Annotated in this window: 18 protein-coding genes and 2 tRNA genes; 10 read left to right on the top strand and 10 right to left on the bottom strand. The window is 72.8% G+C overall.

The genetic code is table 11. The features are described from left to right. Position 1 precedes the first annotated feature (1 nt). Together ABT095_RS12460 and ABT095_RS12455 are read right to left on the bottom strand one after the other, a co-directional pair. The gene (locus ABT095_RS12460) at positions 2 to 817 is read right to left on the bottom strand and encodes an alpha/beta fold hydrolase (protein WP_350529316.1); all 816 of its coding nucleotides are present in this window, start codon (positions 815 to 817) and stop codon (positions 2 to 4) included. Positions 818 to 882: 65 nt separating this feature from the next. Next, positions 883 to 2376: an alpha/beta hydrolase gene (locus tag ABT095_RS12455; protein WP_350529315.1), complete on the bottom strand. Its 1494-nt coding sequence runs from the start codon at positions 2374 to 2376 to the stop codon at positions 883 to 885. Between the two features lie 40 nt (positions 2377 to 2416). On the opposite strand from ABT095_RS12455, the gene ABT095_RS12450 reads away from it, so the two are divergent. From ABT095_RS12450 to pyrE, 5 genes are all read left to right on the top strand, one after another. Further along, positions 2417 to 3298, top strand: a complete 882-nt coding sequence (locus ABT095_RS12450) for a helix-turn-helix domain-containing protein (protein ID WP_350529314.1) — start codon at positions 2417 to 2419, stop codon at positions 3296 to 3298. 321 nt (positions 3299 to 3619) lie between these two features. After that, a complete protein-coding gene (locus ABT095_RS12445; protein WP_350529313.1) occupies positions 3620 to 4255 on the top strand; it encodes a DUF2617 family protein in 636 nt (211 codons plus the stop codon). A 79-nt stretch (positions 4256 to 4334) separates the two neighbouring features. Then, positions 4335 to 5972: a spermine/spermidine synthase domain-containing protein gene (locus ABT095_RS12440; protein WP_350529312.1), complete on the top strand. Its 1638-nt coding sequence runs from the start codon at positions 4335 to 4337 to the stop codon at positions 5970 to 5972. Positions 5973 to 6063: 91 nt separating this feature from the next. Continuing rightward, entirely contained in the window at positions 6064 to 6996 is a 933-nt protein-coding gene (locus ABT095_RS12435; RefSeq protein ID WP_350529311.1) for an SRPBCC domain-containing protein, read from the top strand. 29 nt (positions 6997 to 7025) lie between these two features. Then, positions 7026 to 7565, top strand: a complete 540-nt coding sequence (gene pyrE, locus ABT095_RS12430; RefSeq protein ID WP_350529310.1) for an orotate phosphoribosyltransferase — start codon at positions 7026 to 7028, stop codon at positions 7563 to 7565. Positions 7566 to 7631: 66 nt separating this feature from the next. Here the strand turns inward: pyrE and ABT095_RS12425 are convergent, their stop codons facing one another. Then, entirely contained in the window at positions 7632 to 8342 is a 711-nt protein-coding gene (locus ABT095_RS12425) for a DedA family protein (RefSeq protein ID WP_350529309.1), read from the bottom strand. Positions 8343 to 8635: 293 nt separating this feature from the next. Between ABT095_RS12425 and fbaA the strand changes: the two genes are divergently transcribed. Continuing rightward, on the top strand, positions 8636 to 9664 hold the full coding sequence (fbaA, locus tag ABT095_RS12420; RefSeq protein WP_350529472.1) for a class II fructose-bisphosphate aldolase: 1029 nt from the start codon (positions 8636 to 8638) through the stop codon (positions 9662 to 9664). Between the two features lie 58 nt (positions 9665 to 9722). On the opposite strand, the gene ABT095_RS12415 is transcribed toward fbaA, so the two are convergent. Continuing rightward, entirely contained in the window at positions 9723 to 10142 is a 420-nt protein-coding gene (locus tag ABT095_RS12415; protein ID WP_350529308.1) for a DUF3151 domain-containing protein, read from the bottom strand. A gap of 138 nt (positions 10143 to 10280) precedes the next feature. Here ABT095_RS12415 and ABT095_RS12410 point away from each other — a divergent pair, with 138 nt between their 5' ends. Beyond that, complete coding sequence (locus tag ABT095_RS12410) at positions 10281 to 10985, top strand: DUF3152 domain-containing protein (RefSeq protein WP_350529307.1); 705 nt, start codon at positions 10281 to 10283, stop codon at positions 10983 to 10985. A gap of 13 nt (positions 10986 to 10998) precedes the next feature. Here the strand turns inward: ABT095_RS12410 and ABT095_RS12405 are convergent, their stop codons facing one another. The 4 genes from ABT095_RS12405 to purS form a co-directional block, all read right to left on the bottom strand. Then, a complete protein-coding gene (locus ABT095_RS12405) occupies positions 10999 to 11784 on the bottom strand; it encodes a maleylpyruvate isomerase family mycothiol-dependent enzyme (RefSeq protein ID WP_350529306.1) in 786 nt (261 codons plus the stop codon). Between the two features lie 66 nt (positions 11785 to 11850). Further along, entirely contained in the window at positions 11851 to 14106 is a 2256-nt protein-coding gene (gene purL, locus ABT095_RS12400; protein ID WP_350529305.1) for a phosphoribosylformylglycinamidine synthase subunit PurL, read from the bottom strand. After that, entirely contained in the window at positions 14106 to 14783 is a 678-nt protein-coding gene (purQ, locus tag ABT095_RS12395; protein ID WP_350529304.1) for a phosphoribosylformylglycinamidine synthase subunit PurQ, read from the bottom strand. The genes purL and purQ overlap by 1 nt, the downstream gene beginning before the upstream one ends. Then, positions 14780 to 15034, bottom strand: coding sequence for a phosphoribosylformylglycinamidine synthase subunit PurS (purS, locus tag ABT095_RS12390; RefSeq protein WP_104817178.1), 255 nt, complete (start codon positions 15032 to 15034; stop codon positions 14780 to 14782). Before purS ends, purQ begins: the two co-directional genes overlap by 4 nt. A 477-nt stretch (positions 15035 to 15511) precedes the next feature. On the opposite strand from purS, the gene ABT095_RS12385 reads away from it, so the two are divergent. The 3 genes from ABT095_RS12385 to ABT095_RS12375 all read left to right on the top strand — a co-directional run bounded on the left by ABT095_RS12385 (position 15512) and on the right by ABT095_RS12375 (position 16149). Next, a complete protein-coding gene (locus ABT095_RS12385; protein ID WP_104817179.1) occupies positions 15512 to 15829 on the top strand; it encodes a histone-like nucleoid-structuring protein Lsr2 in 318 nt (105 codons plus the stop codon). A 130-nt stretch (positions 15830 to 15959) separates the two neighbouring features. Then, a tRNA-Gly gene (locus tag ABT095_RS12380) sits at positions 15960 to 16032 on the top strand. 41 nt (positions 16033 to 16073) lie between these two features. Further along, positions 16074 to 16149, top strand: a tRNA-Gly gene (locus tag ABT095_RS12375). Positions 16150 to 16247: 98 nt separating this feature from the next. Here ABT095_RS12375 and ABT095_RS12370 read toward each other — a convergent pair. Both ABT095_RS12370 and ABT095_RS12365 read right to left on the bottom strand, forming a co-directional pair. Then, positions 16248 to 17147, bottom strand: coding sequence for a phosphoribosylaminoimidazolesuccinocarboxamide synthase (locus tag ABT095_RS12370; RefSeq protein ID WP_350529303.1), 900 nt, complete (start codon positions 17145 to 17147; stop codon positions 16248 to 16250). Positions 17148 to 17242: 95 nt separating this feature from the next. After that, the gene (locus tag ABT095_RS12365; protein ID WP_350529302.1) at positions 17243 to 18781 is read right to left on the bottom strand and encodes a N,N-dimethylformamidase beta subunit family domain-containing protein; all 1539 of its coding nucleotides are present in this window, start codon (positions 18779 to 18781) and stop codon (positions 17243 to 17245) included. Positions 18782 to 18797 lie beyond the last annotated feature (16 nt).

Raw genomic sequence — 18797 nt, 5'->3', positions numbered from 1 at the left:
GTCAGCCCTTCAGGAACTCCAGGATGTCGCAGTTGAGTTGTTCGGCGTGGCTGACGTACAGGCCGTGGCCGCCGGTGGGGTACTCGCGGTAGGTGCAGCCGGGCAGCAGTTCGGCGGTGCGGCGGCCGGTGAGCTCGGCGGGGGCGGAGAAGTCGGCGCCCCCGTGCACCACCAGGGCCGGGACGGTGACCCGGCTCAGCGCCTCCCGGCTGTCGGTGTGGAAGGCCGCCTGCTGGATCTGCAGGGTGGCCCAGGGCGAGGCGGACAGGCACTGGCGGTAGGTGACGTCGATCTGCCCGGGCGAGACCTCGTTGCCCAGGTGGGTGGCGAAGAACGCCTGGGTCTGGTCGGCCAGCCACCTGCCCCGGTCGGCGCGGATCCGGCCGAACATGTGCTCCGCGACCTCCGCCGGGACACCGACCGGGTTGTCCTCGGTCAGCTTCAGGAACGGCAGGGCCGCCGAGAGGAACACAGCCCGCGCCACCCGCCCGCCGCCGTGGCGGGCCAGGTAGCGGGCGACCTCGGCGCCCCCGGCGGAGTGGCCGACCAGGACCGCCTCGCGCAGGTCCAGGTGGTCCAGGAGGGCAGCCAGGTCCTCGCTGGTGGTGTCGAGGTCGTACCCGCCCGACGGGCGGTCCGAGCGGCCGTGGCCCCGGCGGTCGATCGCGATGCAGCGGTACCCGCGCTCGACGAAGAACGGGATCTGGTACTCCCACATGTCGGTGTTCAGCATCGCGCCCGCGACAAGGACGATCGGCGTGCCCGTCCCGTAGTCCTCGTAGGCGAGCCGGGTGCCGTCGTGCGTCTCGAAGTACATGTGTCCCCTCCGTCGGAGTGCCGGTCTGGTACCGCCGAGGCTAGGCAGCCCGCGCCGTGGCGGAATCAGTCACGGATAGGTACGCGGCCCGACAGGTGCGCGCACACGGCCTCCATCGCCTGCCGGACGGCGCCGCGGGCCTCCTCGGTCGGCTCGGAGCAGTCGAAACCGTGGCGGCAGTGCGGGGCGTCGACCAGCTCGACCGCCGCGCCGCAGCCGTCCGCCGCGTCGAGGAAGCCGGCCACCGTCGCGGCGATCTCGGGGGATTCCAGCCCGGCCCGGGTCAGTACGACCGGGAGAGCCCCGGCCATCGGCAGCGCGGCCGCCGGGTCGAAGGCCGGATCGACGCCCGCCCAGCCGGGCAGCGGGGCCAGCACCGGGTAGGTCGCGGCCACGCAGCGCAGCCAGGGCGCCGGGGCGGCCAGGTACGGGCTCAGCAGCAGACCGGCGCCGGAGAAGAACCAGAGGGCGATCCGGTCCGGGTCGACCCTGGGGTCGGCCCGGAGCAGCCCGACCGCCTCCGCGAGATCCTCCGACGCGGTCGGATAGTCGGACAGTCCGTGCAGCCGGTGGTCCAGCACGGCCCCGACCAGGCCCCGGCCGGCGAGCAGCCGGGCGTAGCCGAGGTAGAGCGGCCAGTCGCGGGGCGTCGGGGTGAGCCCCCGGGGCAGCGGGCCGCCGTGCACCAGCAGCACCGCCGGGCGCGGCCCCTCGGCCGCCGGCAGGTGCAGGTCGACCAGGCCGGTCCGGACCCGGGGCGCTTCGGCGGCGTCCAGCACGAACGGCCGCTCGTGGAAGGGCCTGGTCACCGCCGGGGTGAGCCGCCGGCCGCCGCCCGCCGCCGCGAGCAGCAGCGCCGCGGTGAGCTCCTCGGGGCAGGAGAGCATCGGCCAGTGCCCGGTGGCCAGCTCGAAGAAGCCGACCGATGGTTCGGCCAGGGCCTGGAACTGCGGCATCCCGGAGGACACCAGCTGCTGCACGCCCGCGATGCTCGCGCCCGAGGCGGTGCACAGGATGCCGCTGCTCGGCACGGCCGCCAGGGCGCCGGTCAGCCGCAGCGGCCGGGTCAGCACGGCCCCCGGGCAGGGCTCGGAGAGTGCGGAGAGCCGCTCCAGATCCTCCGGGGTCAGGCCCGCGGTCGAGCCGAAGCGCGCCCACTCCCCCGGCGCGGGGGCGGGCACCAGGGCCTGCGGCCGGTCCCGCAGCAGGGCCTGCGTCGCGGGATCTGGCAGCAGCGCGAGCGGCGCGTCGCCGTCCTGCGGCGGAGCGGTGTCCAGGTGGACGATCCGGGCCACCCGCCCGGTCCGCTGCCGGGCGGCGGCGAGCAGCGGGTGCAGGCCGTAGTCGTGCCCCACCAGCACCACCTGCGGAGCGGCGGCCGAGTCGATCAGCCGCAGTACCTCCCCGGCATGGCTCTCCGGGTCCGCGGAGAACGTCACCGCGTGCACCTCGGCCCCCGCTGCCCCCAGCCTCCCGCTCACCGCGTCCCACAGCGAGCCGTCGGTGAACGGCCCGGAGGCCAGGACGAACGCGGTCGTGATCTTGTCTTCGATTCGCATACGCGTACGGTAGAAACTCCCCTTACCGGAGGTTCAAGTCTTGCGGACGCACGATCTGTTGACCATCGGTGAGCTGGCCGCCCGGGCGGGCGTGAGCGTCCGGGCGGTGCGCTTCTACTCCGACCAGGGGCTGCTGCCGGAGGCGGACCGCAGCAGCGGCGGCCACCGCCGGTACGCACCGCAGGCGCTGGAGCGACTGCGGCTGATCCGCTCGCTGCGCGGGCTCGGGGTGCCCCTGCCGGAGGTCGCGGCGGCCCTCGAGGAGGAGCAGCGGCTGGGGCAGGTGGTCGAGCGGCAGCTGGACGCCGTCGCCGGGGAGCTGCGGGCGCTGCGCTGGCGCGAGGCGGCGCTGCAACTGCTGCACACGGGCCCGCCCGGGGAGCGGGCCGAGCTGCTGCGCCTGGTGGGCGCGCTCGGCTCCCCGCCGAGCACGGACAGCCTGGCGCGCTACTGGCGCCGGGTGCTGCCGACCCGCCTCCCCGCCCGGCTGGCCGCCGCCGTGGTGGACGCCGCCGTACCGCCGGTGCCCGAGGCACCCGCGCCCGGGCAGGTGCTCGCCTTCGCGCGCCTGCACCAGCTCACCGGCTCCGCGAGCGACGCGTGCCTGGCCGAGCACCGGCCGGTTGTTCCCCGGCCCGAACTGCTCTACGAAGGCCTGCGCGAGGCCTACGAGTTGGCCGCCCCCGCGCTCACCGCGGGCCGCGCACCCGAGGCCGGCGAGGCGCTCGACTGCTTCGTCGCCGCGCACGCCCGGGCCCAGGACCGCCGGGACACCCCCGCCTTCCGCCGCGAGCTGCGCCACACCCTGGCAGGCGGGGAGCACCCGGTCATGCGGCGCTACTGGAGCCTGGCCGGCGAGCTCTCGCCGGTGCCCACCCTCGGTGCGGCGAACGGCTGGCTGAGCTCCGCTCTGAACGCCTGAGCGGACGAGCGGGAGCACGGGGGCGCACTCTGGGCTCGCACGGCGCGCGCTCGGGTTTTGGGGGCGCGCAGCGGACAGAGTTGTTCACCGGGGTGATCAGACCCTGTCGACCACAGCGCCCAGACTGGTGAAAGCCTGCTGAAGATGGGTAAATCCCTGACGGACCCGGAGAATTCGTGCTTCTCTGCTGCTGAATCTCCAGCCGGAATCCTTCCTTCCACGGTCGGCCGCGCCAGGCGCCGCACAGCCCCGAAGAGCCCGCCACTGCCGGGCCGGAGGCTGCACGGCCGGCGCGTACGGAGCTGAAACGCGGAGCCCAGCATGCTCACCACACTGCAGACTTCCTATACGGACACCCGCGCCGGTGACCTGGCGTGGTGCCTGGGCGGCGAACCGCTGCCCGCGCTCGCGGTGCGCGACCTCAGACTCGACGGTCCGGACGCCCCCGGCCTCGGATCCACCACCCGCGGCACCCTGCAGCTGCGCCTGCTCGGCGCGTCCCACCAGGTCATCCTGGCCGCCGGCCCCGGCGAGTGCCTGGAGACGGTGGCCTGCCTGCCCGGCCGCCAGACCCCGCTGCCGGCCCGGGTGGCCAAGCAGGTCGCGGGCTGGGAGTACGAGTTCGCGGCCCGGATCGAGGAGCTGCCGCCGCACATCTTCGCCGCCCGCGCCCAGGAGCTGCTCGCCCTGGTGGAAGGGCACCCGCGCGCCCTGGCCGGGGTCTTCCCCGGCGATCCGAGCGCCTTCACCGCCCTGGTCGCGCACGGTGACCAGAACCGGGTGCTCTGGCGCACCTGGCACGCCTACCCGCAGGAGGGCCGCCTGGTCTGCACCCGGTCCTCGCTGACCGTCCGCACCGTTACAGAGAGCACGGAGAGCGCAGCGAGCGCAGCAAAGACCGAGAGCGCCGAGAGCGCCGGAACCACCCTCCCGAGCGAAACGAATCGCACAGACTGATGAACCGTCAACTCCCGATACCGGCCTGTCCGTCGAATGGGTGCAGCTATCGACGCCAGCCGTCGCCTAGCGTTTGGCCATGATCAACCATCTGGGGGAGGGCCCACCCGTCCAGCCGGACCTCGGCGAGCCGCTCGACCACCCCCGGGCGGCCATACCGGACGGCGCCCACCGGCTGCCCCGGCCCCGGCGCGCGAGCCCCCGCACGGCCCGCGCGCTGGTGCTGCTGGCCGCCTTCGTCTGTGCGGCCTGCGGTCTGGTGTACGAGCTCGAACTCGTCGCCCTCGGTGGGTACTTGCTCGGTGACACGATGACCCAAACCTCCATCGTGCTCTCCGTGATGGTCTTCGCCATGGGCGTCGGCTCGCTGCTCGCCAAGCGGCTCACCCGCCGCCCGGCGACCTCCTTCGCCCTGGTCGAGTGCGCGCTGGCACTGACCGGCGGGCTCTCCGTCCTGGTGCTGTACAGCTGCTGGGCCTGGCTCGACCGGTACCGCGCCACCAGCGCCGGGCTGGTCGGCGCCACCTTCCTGATCGGCGCCCTGATCGGCGCCGAGATCCCGCTGCTGATGACGCTGATCCAGCGGATCCGCCGGGAGGACGCCGGCCGGGCCGCCGCCGACCTGTTCGCCGCCGACTACGTGGGCGCGCTGATCGGCGGGCTGGCCTTCCCGTTCCTCCTGCTGCCCGCGCTCGGCCAGGCCACCGGCGCGCTGGTCACCGGCGCCGTCAACGCGGTGGCCGGGGCCGCCGTGGTGCTCTGGCTGTTCCGGGACGAGCCCTCCCCGCGCGCCCGGCTGCTGCTCTGGGCGGGCTGCGGGCTGGTGCTGATCACCCTGGCGCTGGCCGCCGCCTGCACCGGCGCCATCGAGCGGGCCGCCCGGCAGGCGCTCTACGGCGCCCAGGTGCGCTTCGCCACCCAGAGCGGCGGGCACGAGATCGTGCTCACCGGAGGGCCCGGCCCCCAGGTGCCACCGCAGCGGGAGGCGCCGCTGGAGCTCTTCCGGGACGGCCGCCCGGTGGTCTGCGGGCCGGACGAGTACCGCGACCACGAGGCCCTGGTGCACCCCGCGCTGGCCGCCGGGCCGCAGGGCCGGGTGCTGCTACTCGGCGGCGGGGACGGGCTGGCCCTGCGCGAGGTGCTGCGCCACCCGGCGGTGAGCGAGGTGCTGGTGGTGGCGGACGACCCGGCACTGCCCGCGCTGGCCCGCGACGACCAGGGCCTGGCCGCCCTCGGCGGGCACTCCTTCGCCGACCCCCGGGTCCGGCTGGTCACCGCCGAACCGCTGGACTGGCTGCGCACCGACCGGGACAGTTTCGACGTGGTGCTGGCCGACCTGCCGGCCGACGGCCACGACCTGACATACACCACGGTCGAGTTCTACGGCCTGGCCACCACCCGGTTGGCCCCGGCCGGCCGGATCGCCGTCCGCACCGGCCCGCCCGGGCCCGGGGTGTGGGCCGGGGAGTCCGCCCTGCGCGCCGCCGGACTGCGGACCGTCCCGTACGCGGCCGCCCCGGGCCCCACCCACTGCGCCCGCGGCCCCGCCGAGGGCCAGACCTTCGTGCTCGCCGCCCGCGAACAGCCCCGACTCACCCTCGACCCCGACGCCCCGCCCCCGCGCTCCCTGACCCCCGACACCCTCCAGGCCTCCGCCGGCCTCCTCGCCGCCCGGCGCCCCGCCGACCTGCCCGCCCCGCCCACCCTGCTCGGGTGACCGCCCACGCCTGCGCCAGTCGTACCAACCGGGGTGGTCAACCTGACGGCAAGGCTCCGCCACGGGGAGGTGGGTGGGTAGGCTCGCAGGCATGGAGCACGAGGTAGTCGTACCGCTGTCGGCCGAGGTCGCCGTGAAGGCCCTCCGGGAGCCCGACCTGCTGGCCCGCTGCGTCCCGGGGCTGAGCGTCGACTCCGTCCAGGGCCAGGAGATCACCGGCCGGCTGCGGGTGCGGATCGGCAGCTCGACCATCACCTACCGCGGCTCCCTCTCGCTCATCGAAGGCCGCGCGGGCGTGCTCACCGTGCTCGCCGAGGGCCAGGAGGCCCGGGGCGACGGCGAGGTCACCGCGACCCTGCGGATCGCGGCCGAGCCGACCGCGCAGACCGGGCGGAGCGCCGAGGGCGAGAGCGAGGGCGAGAGCGGCGCGCTGCTCCGCTTCACCGGGGACCTCACCGCCTCCGGCCGGCTCACCGAGTACGAGCAGACCGCGCTCGCCACGGCCGGCCGCCGCATCCTCGACCGCTTCGCGGCCGCCCTCGCGGTGGAGACCGGCGAGGTCGAGCCGCCCACCGCCACGGTGCTCTACCTGGAGGACCACGCCGGCTTCGGCGGCGACCTGGACGACGACCTGACCGACCTGATCGCCTTCTCCGACGAGCCGGGCGGCCCCGCCCCGGACGAGCCGGCCGAGCCGGTGATCGTCCCGGACTCCCCCGGCGACCTGCCGTACGTCTTCCAGTCCGTCCCGTCCGCCGCCGAGCTGGGCGGCGAGGGGCCGGTGCGCCGCAGCATCGTCGGCCGCTCGGCCGAGGAGGTCGACCACGCCCCGCCGCGTGGCCGCTACGCCCCCGCCCCGCCGGCCCGCAGCGCCCGCGCCCGCGCCGCCAGCCGCTGGGTCGGCCCCGAGGCCGTCCCAGCCCACGGCGGCTTCGGCGGCTCCTCGATGCCCTGGGTGATCGGCGGCGGGGTCGCCCTGCTCGGCGGCGCCGTCGTCCTGGTCCGCGCCCTGCGACGACGCTGATCACGTAGCAGCCCCTAGACTGGCTGCTCATGAGCAACGACCGCGACGCCCTGCTGGCGCAGATCAAGGACAAGGCCGTCGTACACGGCAAGGTCACCCTCTCCTCCGGCCTCGAGGCCGACTACTACGTGGACCTGCGCCGCATCACGCTGGACGCGCAGGCCGCCCCGCTGGTCGGCCGGGTGATGCTGGACGCCACCGCCGACCTCGACTACGACGCCGTGGGCGGGCTGACCCTGGGCGCCGACCCGGTCGCCGCCGCGATGCTGCACGCCGCCGCCGCCCGCGGCCGCGAGCTGGACGCCTTCGTGGTCCGCAAGGCGGGCAAGGCGCACGGCCTGCAGCGCCGCATCGAGGGCCCGGACGTCAAGGGCCGCCGGGTGCTGGCCGTCGAGGACACCTCCACCACCGGTGGCTCGGTGCTCACCGCCGTCGAGGCCCTGCGCGAGGCGGGCGCCGAGGTGGTCGGCGTCGCGGTGATCGTCGAGCGCGGCGCCGCCCCGGCGATCGAGAAGGCCGGTCTGCCGTACTACACCGCCTACACCCTGGACGACCTCGACCTGGGCTGAGCAACACGAAACGGCCGGGGTTTCACGTGAAACAACGTGATACCCCGGCCGTTCCGCTGTCCGGACTCAGCCCTTGCGGTGACGCCCGCTGCCGGCCGGCTCGGCGTCCGCGTCCACGCCACCGGCGCGCTTCTTCTTCCGCTCCCGCACGATCTCCACCAGGATCGGCGAGATCGAGACCAGGATGATCAGCGCCATCGCCGGGAGCAGGTACTTGTCGATCACCGGCGCCATCCAGGCCCCGGTGAAGTAGCCGATCAGGAGCATCGACTCGGTCCACAGCACGCCACCGACGATGTTCCAGACCAGGAAGGTCCGGGCCGGCATCTCCAGCGTCCCGGCGACGGGATTGAGGAAGGTCCGCACGATCGGGATGAAACGGGCCAGCACCACGGCCTTGGCCGGGCCGAACTTCTCGAAGTACTCCTCGGCCTTGACCACGTACTCCCGCTTGAAGATCTTCGACTCGGGCTTGTCGAAGAGCCGCGGGCCCACCTTCGCCCCGATCAGGTGACCCAGCTGCGCCCCGGCCACGGCGCACAGCGGCGCGCCGATCAGCAGCACGGCGATCGGCAGCTTGGCCCCCTCGCCGAGCACGGAGGAGGCGGCGCTGGAGGCGGCCACCCCGGCCAGGATCAGCAGCGAGTCACCGGGGAAGAAGAACCCGATGAGCAGGCCGGTCTCGGCGAAAATGATCGCCAGCAGCCCGATCGCGCCGAGCGACGAGATCAGCGATTTGGCGTCCAGGACGTTGACGGCGATCTGGTTGTAATCCACGGGCGCAGGATAGCGCTCCCGTCTTCGCGGGCGTCACCGTCACCGAGCCGCCACCGTGCCGCCGCCGAGCCGCCGAGGAGCCGCCGCCGAGCCGCTGCGGGCCTTCCGCCCTGATTTCGCAGGCCAACCGTCCCAACCAGCGGGCCACCTGGTGATGGGAACGGGCGAGTCTGGGAAGATGGCAGCGGCGTCCGGACCGTGGTCGCAGAACACCCTCAATCTGTCCCACCGCGTGCCAATGGCGTAACGAGCGCCGGACAGGCCGTCCGCGCGCCGCACACCGACAGGAGCGGATTCGTATGCCCATCGCAACTCCCGAGGTCTACAACGAGATGCTCGACCGGGCCAAGGCGGGCAAGTTCGCCTACCCGGCCATCAACGTCACCTCGACGCAGACCCTGCACGCCGCCCTCCGCGGCTTCGCCGAGGCGGAGAGCGACGGGATCGTCCAGATCTCCACGGGCGGTGCGGAGTTCCTGGGCGGCCAGTACAGCAAGGACATGGTGACCGGCGCCGTCGCCCTCGCCGAGTTCGCCCACATCGTGGCCGCCAAGTACCCGGTCAACATCGCCCTGCACACCGACCACTGCCCCAAGGACAAGCTGGACGGCTACGTCCGCCCGCTGCTCGCGGTCTCCGCCGAGCGCGTGGCCCGCGGCGAGAACCCGCTCTTCCAGTCGCACATGTGGGACGGCTCCGCCGAGACCCTGGCCGACAACCTGGCCATCGCCCAGGAACTGCTGGTCCAGGCCGCCGCCGCCAAGATCATCCTCGAGGTCGAGATCACCCCGACCGGTGGCGAGGAGGACGGCGTCTCGCACGAGATCAACGACGAGCTGTACACCACCGTCAACGACGCCGTCCGCACCGCCGAGGCGCTCGGCCTGGGCGAGAAGGGCCGCTACCTGCTGGCCGCCTCCTTCGGCAACGTGCACGGCGTCTACAAGCCGGGCAACGTCGTCCTCAAGCCGGAGCTGCTGCGCGAGCTGCAGGCCGAGATCGGCAAGGCGTACGGCAAGCAGGACCCGTTCGACTTCGTCTTCCACGGCGGCTCCGGCTCCACCGCCGAGGAGATCGCCACCGCGCTGGAGAACGGCGTCGTGAAGATGAACCTCGACACCGACACCCAGTACGCCTTCACCCGCCCGGTCGCGGACCACATGTTCCGCAACTACGACGGTGTGCTGAAGGTCGACGGCGAGGTCGGCAAGAAGAACACCTACGACCCGCGCACCTGGGGCAAGCTGGCCGAGGCCGGCATGGCCGCCCGCGTGGTCGAGGCCGCCAGGAGCCTGCGCGCGGCCGGCAACCGCCTGAAGTAAGCACCGCACAGCCAGAGCCCCGGCGATCACGACCGCCGGGGCTCTGCCGTGCGCCGGGTTACTGCTTGAGCTCGGCGTACGCCTCGGGGCTGCTGTCGTTCAGGAACTCCCAGCAGCGCTTCGCCTCCTCGGTCTCGCCGATCGCGTCGGCCGCGCGGGCCAGGCCCGCCAGGCAGCGCAGGAAGCCGCGGTTGGCGCGGTGCTCCCAGGGCACCGGGCCGTGGCCCTTCCAGCCCGCCCGCCGCAGGGCGTCCAGGCCACGGTGGTAGCCCGTCCGCGCATAGGCGTAGGACTCGACGACCCGGCCCGCGTCGAACGCGTCGTCGGCCAGCATCGCCCAGGCCAGCGAGAAGGACGGGAAGGCGGCGGCGACCTGGGTGGGCGAGGCCGACTCCTCCCCGAGCATCCGGTAGGGCTGCTCCTCCTCGGTCAGCAGGGTCGGTTCCGGGCCGCCGAGCAGGTTCTTGTAATTGGTCATACGGGCAGTCTGCCACTCGCCTGGAACCAGACCATGCATACTGGGTATCTAGACAGAGGAGGGGTGGTCGCCGAACGGTGGCCGAGCGGGCCGGCACGGCCTGACATCCCGTCGTACCCGATCTGACGGAGGACAGCTGTGCCCGTACGTCTGCGCCGCCGCGCCATCGGCGCGGCCCTGGCCATACTCCTGCTCACCGCAGCCGTACTGGTGGTGGTCGACCTGAACGCCCGCCACCGGGCGGCCGGTGCGGCGACCGCCCGGCTCGCCCTGACCAGGGTCGCCACCCTGCAGAGCAGCTTCACCGTCGCCGAGGCGAACGGCCCGGCCGTCGGGCACGGCACGCTGCGCCGCTACCGGGTGGAGGTCGAGCACGGGGTCGGTGTCGACCCGCAGGCCGCCGCCACCCAGGTGCAGAACATCCTTGCCGACAAGCGGAGTTGGACCGCGGACGGGCAGGACTCCTTCCAGCTCGTCTCGGCCGAGCCGTTCGACTTCACCGTCCGGATCGCCTCACCGCAGCTGGTCGACAAGATCTGCGGGGCCGCCGGGCTGGACACCAAGGGCGAGGTCAACTGCGACGTCGAACGCCAGGTGATGGTCAACGCCAAGCGCTGGCAGAGCGGTTCGCCGCAGTTCACCGGCAGCCTGGACGACTACCGCGCCCTGATCGTCAACCACGAGGTCGGCCACCGGATCGGCCACGGCCACGAGAGCTGCCCCGGCCCGGGGCAGCCCGCCCCCGCGATGATGCAGCAGATCTACGGTCTGAACGGCTGCCTGCCCAACGCCTGGCCCTACTCCCCCGACGGCCGCTACCTCGGCGGCCCGCCGAGCCGCTAGACCCGCCGAGCCGCTACCGCATGACGGGCAGATAGGCGCTCAGGTCGCTGCGCTCACCGCTCGCGGAGAGCACGGCGTCCTCCAGCGCGGAAGGCCAGGACAGCCGCCCGGTGGCCAGCCGGATCCAGGTCAGCGGGTCCGTCTCGACCACGTTCGGCGGGGTGCCCCGGGTGTGCCGGGGGCCCGGCACGGCCTGCACCACGGCGAACGGCGGCACCCGCAGCTCCACCGCCCCGCCCGGCACCTGGGTGGCGAAGGCGTCGGCCAGCAGCCGGGACACGGCGGCCAGCGCCTGCCGCGCGTGCGGGAAGGCGACCCCGAGCGCGTCGGCCAGGTCGTCGGCGTGCACGACCAGCTCCACCAGCCTGGTCACCAGGAAGTCGGCCAGCGGCATCGAGCCCAGCCGGATCTCGAACCGCCGCGCGCCGTCCAGCGGCCCGTCCAGCAGCGCGAGCAGCGCCGCCGCCTCGGCCTCGAAGGACTCCACCACCGACGCCGCAGCCGCCTGCTCGCGGGCCGCCTCGTCCAGCAGCGGCGCCAGCTCACCGACCCCGGCCACCCAGCCGGCCAGGCTCAACTCGGGCTTCCCGCCCAGCGGGTCGTCCAGGTGCCGGGCCGCCCAGCCGGCCTGCACCGCCAGGTGCGCCACCAGCTCCCGCACCCGCCACTCCCCCAGCCGGGTCGGCCGGTCGAGGTCCGCCGGAGAGAGCCGCCGCACGGCGGCCCGCACCGCCTCGGTCTGCGCGACGAGCGCGGCGCGCACCTTGGCGGGATCGTACGTACGGGGCTTGGGAGGCATGACAGGCAGGCTAACGCGGAGGGCGGCCCGCGCGCGTGCGCGGACCGCCCTCCGAAAAGACACTGCTTACGCGAGCAGCGCCTCGATGACGCCGGTGTGAGCCTCGGTCAGCTCGGCCAGCGAGACCGAGAACTGGCCCTGCACGTCGAGCACGTCGCCGTCGACCACGCCGATGCGGGTGACCGGCAGGCCACGCGCGCCGCACATGTCGTTGAACCGGAGCTCCTCGCTGCGCGGGATCGCCACGACGGCGCGCCCGGCAGACTCGGAGAACAGGTAGACGAACGGGTCCATGCCCTCGGGGACGACGATGCGGGCACCGTTGCCGCCCTTGAGGCAGCTCTCCACCAGGGCCTGGGCCAGGCCGCCGTCGGAGAGGTCGTGCGCGGCGTCGATCATGCCGTCGCGCGAGGCGGCGATCAGGATCTCACCGAGCAGCTTCTCGCGGTCCAGGTCGACCTTGGGCGGCATGCCGCCCAGGTGGTCGTGCGCGACCTGGCTCCAGGCCGAGCCGCCCAGCTCGTCGGCGGTGTCGCCGAGCAGGTAGAGCAGCTGACCCTCCTCCGCGAACGCCATCGGCGTGCGGCGGGTGACGTCGTCGATGACACCGAGCACCGCGACCACGGGGGTCGGGTGGATGGCGACCTCGCCGGTCTGGTTGTAGAGCGAGACGTTGCCGCCGGTCACCGGGGTGCCGAGCGCCAGGCAGGCGTCGGCCAGGCCGCGGGTGGCCTCGGCGAACTGCCACATCACGTCCGGGTCCTCGGGGGAGCCGAAGTTGAGGCAGTCCGAGATCGCCAGCGGGCGGGCGCCACCGGCGGCGACGTTGCGGTACGCCTCCGCCAGGGCCAGCTGGGCACCGGTGTACGGGTCCAGCTTGGCGTAGCGGCCGTTGCCGTCGGTGGCCACCGAGACGCCGAGGTTGGTCTCGTCGTCGATCCGGATCATGCCCGAGTCCTCGGGGTACGAGAGCACGGTGTTGCCGAGCACGTACCGGTCGTACTGCGAGGTGATCCACGCCTTGGAGGCCTGGTTCGGCGAGGAGACCAGCTTGAGCAGGGCCTCCTTGAGCTCGGCGCCGCATCCCGGGCGGGCCAGCCGCTCGGCGGTCGGGGCGTCGGCCTGCAGCGCGTCCTGCCAGGCGGGGCGGGCGAACGGGCGGTTGTAGACCGGGCCGTCGTGGGCGACGGTGCGCGGCGGCACGTCGACGACCTGCTCGCCGTGCCAGAAGATCTCCAGGCGGTCGCCGTCGGTCACCTCACCGATCACGGTGGCGATGACGTCCCACTTCTCGCAGATCTCGAGGAAGCGGTCGACCTTGCCGGGCTCGACGATGGCGCACATGCGCTCCTGCGACTCGCTCATGAGGATCTCCTCAGGAGAGAGCGAGGAGTCGCGCAGCGGCACGGTGTCCAGCTCGACGCGCATGCCGCCGGAGCCGGCCGAGGCCAGCTCGGAGGTGGCGCAGGAGAGGCCGGCGCCGCCGAGGTCCTGGATGCCGAGGACGAGCTTCTCGGCGAAGATCTCCAGGGTGCACTCGATGAGGAGCTTCTCCTGGAACGGGTCACCGACCTGCACGGCCGGGCGCTTGGCCGGGCCGGTCGCGTCGAAGGTCTCCGAGGCCAGCACCGAGACGCCGCCGATGCCGTCGCCGCCGGTGCGGGCACCGTAGAGGATGACCTTGTTGCCGGCGCCGCTGGCCTGCGCGAGGTGGATGTCCTCGTGCTTCATGACGCCCACGCAGAGCGCGTTGACCAGCGGGTTGCCCTGGTAGCAGGAGTCGAAGACGACCTCGCCGCCGATGTTCGGCAGGCCCAGGCAGTTGCCGTAGCCGCCGATGCCCGCGACGATGCCGGGCAGCACGCGCCGGGTGTCCGGGTGGTCGGCCGCACCGAAGCGCAGCGGGTCCATCACCGCGACCGGGCGGGCGCCCATCGCCAGGATGTCGCGCACGATGCCGCCGATGCCGGTGGCCGCGCCCTGGTAGGGCTCGATGTACGAGGGGTGGTTGTGCGACTCGACCTTGAAGGTCACCGCGTAGCCCTGGCCGACGTCGACCACACCGGCGTTCTCGCCGATGCCGACGAGCATCGCGTCAGACTGCGGGGCCTTCTCGCCGAACTGCTTGAGGTGCACCTTGGAGCTCTTGTACGAGCAGTGCTCCGACCACATGACCGAGTACATCGCGAGCTCGGCGCCGGTGGGGCGGCGGCCCAGGATCTCGCGGATGCGCGCGTACTCGTCTTCCTTCAGACCGAGCTCGGCCCAGGGCTGCACGGAGTCCGGGGTCTGCTCGGCGTTCTTGACGGTGTCGAGAGACATCAGGCGTTCACCAGCTGCTTCAGTACGGAGGTGAAGAAGCCCAGGCCCTCGGTGTTCGGGCCCGTGAGCGACTCCACGGCGTGCTCGGGGTGCGGCATCAGACCGACGACATTGCCGGCCGCGTTGGTGATGCCGGCGATGTCGCGGTACGAACCGTTCGGGTTGACGTCGAGGTACCGGGCGACGATGCGGCCCTCGGCCTCGAGCTCGTCCAGCACGTGCTCGTCGGCCACGAAGCGGCCCTCGCCGTTCTTCAGCGGGACGACGATTTCCTGGCCGGCCGAGTAATCGGTGGTCCAGGCGGTGCCCGCGTTCTCGATCCGCAGCTTCTGGTCGCGGCAGATGAAGTGCAGCGAGTCGTTGCGGGTGAGGGCGCCGGGCAGCAGGTGCGATTCGCACAGTACCTGGAAGCCGTTGCAGATACCGAGGACGGGCATTCCCAGCTTGGCCTGCTCGATGATGGTGTCCATCACCGGGGAGAAGCGGGAGATGGCACCGCAGCGGAGATAGTCACCGTAGGAGAAACCACCCGGCAGGACGACCGCGTCGACCTGGTGGAGATCCTTGTCACGGTGCCAGAGCGCGACCGGCTCGGCGCCCGCGAGGCGGACGGCGCGGCGGGCGTCCTGGTCGTCGAGGGAGCCGGGGAAAGTGACGACGCCTACCCGCGCGGTCACTTGCCCTCCTCCTCGACTCGGACGGTGAAGTCCTCGATCACGGTGTTGGCGAGGAAGGTCTCAGCGGCCTCGCGGATGCGGGCGAGGGCGGCGTCGTCCACCGGCCCCTCCAGCTCCAGCTCGAATCGCTTTCCCTGGCGGACGTCGGCGACCCCGGTGAACCCGAGACGCGGCAGCGCACGCTGCACCGCCTGTCCCTGGGGGTCGAGGATCTCCGGCTTGAGCATGACGTCGACTACGACGCGTGCCACGGGCACTCCCGATGTGTGGTGCGTGAAGGCGGGGGACCTTCAGAGTACCGGGGCTTTCGGGCGTTTTTGCGAGCGGCCACAGGCGACGCGCGTAGACCGACGACCCTTACGCACCAAGGGCTCCGAGGCTCTCCGCACCCCTCCCTGCCCCGATTCGCCAGGCCTAATCCTGGTCCAGACCTTCCCCGAGAACACCCGAATACCGGCACACCGGACATGTCCGACCATCAGTATCCGAAGCGCAAATCCGGGCCCGGGCCGCCCTGAGGGATGCTCCGTGAATATCCGGAAAAAGAATGCATGAGCCCTTCGATTTCAACCCGCTTTTGGTGCAGAATAAGGGCGACCGGCAGCGGAGTGCGCCGCGTATCGGCATGGCCTCGCCCGCTGCCCACGCGTGCTTTCGCGGCCGGTGCACAGGGCCGGCGCGGCGCACCCTGCACCCGACGGCCGAATTGCCCGAGAGGATTGACACCCATGGCTCAGCGTGTAGTCGTCACGCTCTCCGACGACCTGGACGGCGGCACCGCCGCGGAAACCGTCCACTTCGGCGTCGACGGGAAGTCGTACGAGATCGACCTGTCCCTGGACAACGCGGAAAAGCTTCGGGAGGCCCTCGCCCCGTTCGTCGCGGCCGGCCGTCGCCAGAGCCGCAGCGGCAAGTCCTTCCGCCGCACCGCCCTCACGCCGGACCCTGCCGCCGTCCGCGCCTGGGCGCAGTCGCACGGCATGGAGCTCCCCGCCCGGGGCCGCATCCCCAAGCACGTCTACGAGGCGTTCGCCGACGCGAACTGACCCGGCCGTCGCCCCGCCCAGGTCAGCAAGGCCGAAGGGTGGGGCGACCACTCCGAAACATGGGGTAGAGTACTTCTTGTCGCCGCAACCGGAGAGATCCGAACGGGGCGGCCGGTGCACCAAGCACCGTGCGGACGTGGCTCAGTTGGTAGAGCATCACCTTGCCAAGGTGAGGGTCGCGAGTTCGAATCTCGTCGTCCGCTCGTAGTCTCGCAAGAGACTCTGCACAACAACTCAACAGCATGCGGACGTGGCTCAGTTGGTAGAGCATCACCTTGCCAAGGTGAGGGTCGCGAGTTCGAATCTCGTCGTCCGCTCCAGTGTCGAAGGCCCCCTCTCCGGAGGGGGCCTTCGGCGTTTCCGCACCTCGAGGCGCCCCGGTTGGGGGCGCACCGGCAATCGGCGCGCCCCCGTCAGATCAGGCCCAGCTCAGGCCGGTCAGCCGCTCGTAGGCCTCGATGTACCGGGCGCGGACGCGCTCGGTCACCTCGGCGGGCAGCACCGGCGGCGGCAGTTCGCCGTTCGGGTCCCAGCCGGACTCGGGCGAGGCCAGCCAGTTGCGGATGATCTGCTTGTCGAAGGAGGGCTGGGCCTGGCCCGGCTTCCACTCGTCGGCCGGCCAGAAGCGGGAGGAGTCCGGGGTCAGCACCTCGTCGCCGATCACCAGCTCGCCGTCCAGCAGGCCGAACTCGAACTTGGTGTCGGCCAGGATGATGCCCCGGTCACGGGCGATGTCCCGGGCCCGGGAGTACACGGCGAGGGTGGTCTGGCGCAGCTGGGCGGCCAGCTCGGCGCCGACCCGGCGGGCGGTCTCCTCGTAGGAGACGTTCTCGTCGTGCTCGCCGACCTCGGCCTTGAGAGCAGGGGTGTAGATCGGGCTGGGCAGCTCGGAGCCGTCCTCCAGGCCCTCGGGCAGCGCGATGCCGCAGACGGTGCGGTCCTGCACGTACTCCTTCAGGCCGGAGCCGGTCAGGTAGCCGCGGGCCACGCACTCGACCGGGGCCATCTCCAGCGGGCGGCAGATCATCGTGCGGCCGGCCCAGTCGGCGGGCGCCCCGGCCGGGACCTCGGTGGAGATCACGTGGTTGGGCACCAGGTCGGCGATCCGCTCGAACCACCAGAGCGACATCTGGGTGAGGATGCGGCCCTTGTCCGGGATGTCGTTGGGCAGCACCCAGTCGAAGGCGGAGGTGCGGTCGCTGGCGACCATCACCAGCTCCCCCGACTCGGCGCGGTAGAGATCGCGCACCTTGCCGGTGTGCAGGTGGGTCAGGCCAGGCACCTGGACCGGCTCGGGCTTGGTGACAAATCCGCTCAAGGTCGTCTCAGTCCTCAGGGGGTGTACGCGTGTGGGGAACCGCGAAGTGGGAGGTCACTGGCCCCGAGTCTTTCACGAGCCCTCCACCGAGCCGCTCAGCCGTCCTTGCAGAGCTGGTCGAGCAGGTTGGCGGTGGCCCGCTGGATCCGTTCGTCCGTGTGACCGGGCCGGTCCAGCGCGGGGGACCAGGCGAAGGTGCCGGCGGCGAACACGTAGGCGCCGCTCGGGGCGCGGTAGAGCGAGGTCTCCTGGTGGCGCGGCCGCCCGGCCGGGTCCCGGTAGGGCGAGTGGGCGAGCAGGATGCGCTCGGTGTGCGGGGCCAGCGGGGCCCTCGGATGGTAGTGGTCGGCCTCCCCCGCGACCAGGCCGGGCAGCTCGTGGCCCTCCCCGAGCCCGGTGCCGGCCCAGAGCCAGTGCCCGGTGTTGCGCGCCACCAGCGGCACCGGCGCGGCGACGCTGCCGCCGTACTGGATGCCGAGCAGCAGCTGCTCGGGCTCCCCCGCGTCGCGCCACAGGGCGCTCTGACTGCCCGGCACCCCGGCCGCCGCATGGCCGTGCGGCAGCCGCTGGCGCTTGCGGCAGTTGAGCAGCCGGTTCGGCTCGCCGGAGGCCCCGGCGCTGAGCTCGACCCGCCAGTACATGGTGTTGGCGGAGAGGAAGACCAGCGAGGTGCCGCCGTCCCGGGCCCGCTCGGCGGCCCGGCGCATCGGCTCGGACCAGTACTCGTCGTGCCCGGGGAAGACCAGGGCCTTGTGCCGGGCCGGCTCCACCAGCCCGGCGTGCAGGTCGGAGGCGGTGGCGTAGGAGAGGTCGTAGCCGTAGCGCTCGGCCCAGCGGATGAAGTCGTAGGCGTGCCCGACGTGCAGCGGCAGCCCGGCCCCCGCGTGCGGCCGGTCGAAGGAGACGGTGACGGCCGCGTCGCCCTCGCGCAGCAGCCCGCCCTGCTCGTCCCAGGCGTGGTAGAGGCTGGCGCCCTGGTGGCCGTCCTCGGGGAAGAGGTTGTACGCCTGCCAGGTCACGTCCGGGAGCACCAGGAGCAGCTCGGCCGGGCGGGTCGGCTCGGCGAAGTCGCGTACGGTGAACGGGATGTGACTGCGGTGCAGGTTGTCGGTGGTGGTGAGCACCGCGACGTACGCGCCGGGCTGCCAGTGCACGGGCACCTGGAGGCGCCAGGACTGCCACCAGTGGTGGCAGGAGACGGTGCGGCCGACCACCAGCGGGGCCGGCTGTGCGACGCCGGAGACGGACGGGCTGCGCGTCATGTGGTGCGCGCCGTCGCCGCCGTAGTGGCCGATCCGGTAGACGTCCACCGTGAACTCGCGCGGCGGGTGCACGGTGACCCGGAAGTCCACCGAGCCGCCGGGGCGGATCACTCCGGCCGAGGCGAAGCCCTTGATCTGCTGCTGGACGTCGTCGGAGTTGGCCGGGGTGCCGACGGGCGGCTTCGGGCGGCCGGTCACCAGCGGGCGCTGGCCCGGCGCGCCGACGCTGACGTACCAGGGGACCGCTCCCTCGACCCCGGCCAGGTACTGGTCGGGGCCGCGCAGCCAGGGCAGCGGGCCCTGGCCGAAGGGGTCCGACACGCCGTGTGCCTGCGTGCCCGACTCCCAGCGGCGGTTGAGTTCCGTCCCCACGCGCCCCTCCCACAGT

Source organism: Kitasatospora sp. NPDC002227, from assembly GCF_040296285.1.
In the GTDB taxonomy this organism is placed as follows: domain Bacteria; phylum Actinomycetota; class Actinomycetes; order Streptomycetales; family Streptomycetaceae; genus Kitasatospora.
The sequence above is the reverse complement of the archived record's forward strand: the minus strand, read 5'-3'. Positions and strand labels throughout refer to the sequence as shown.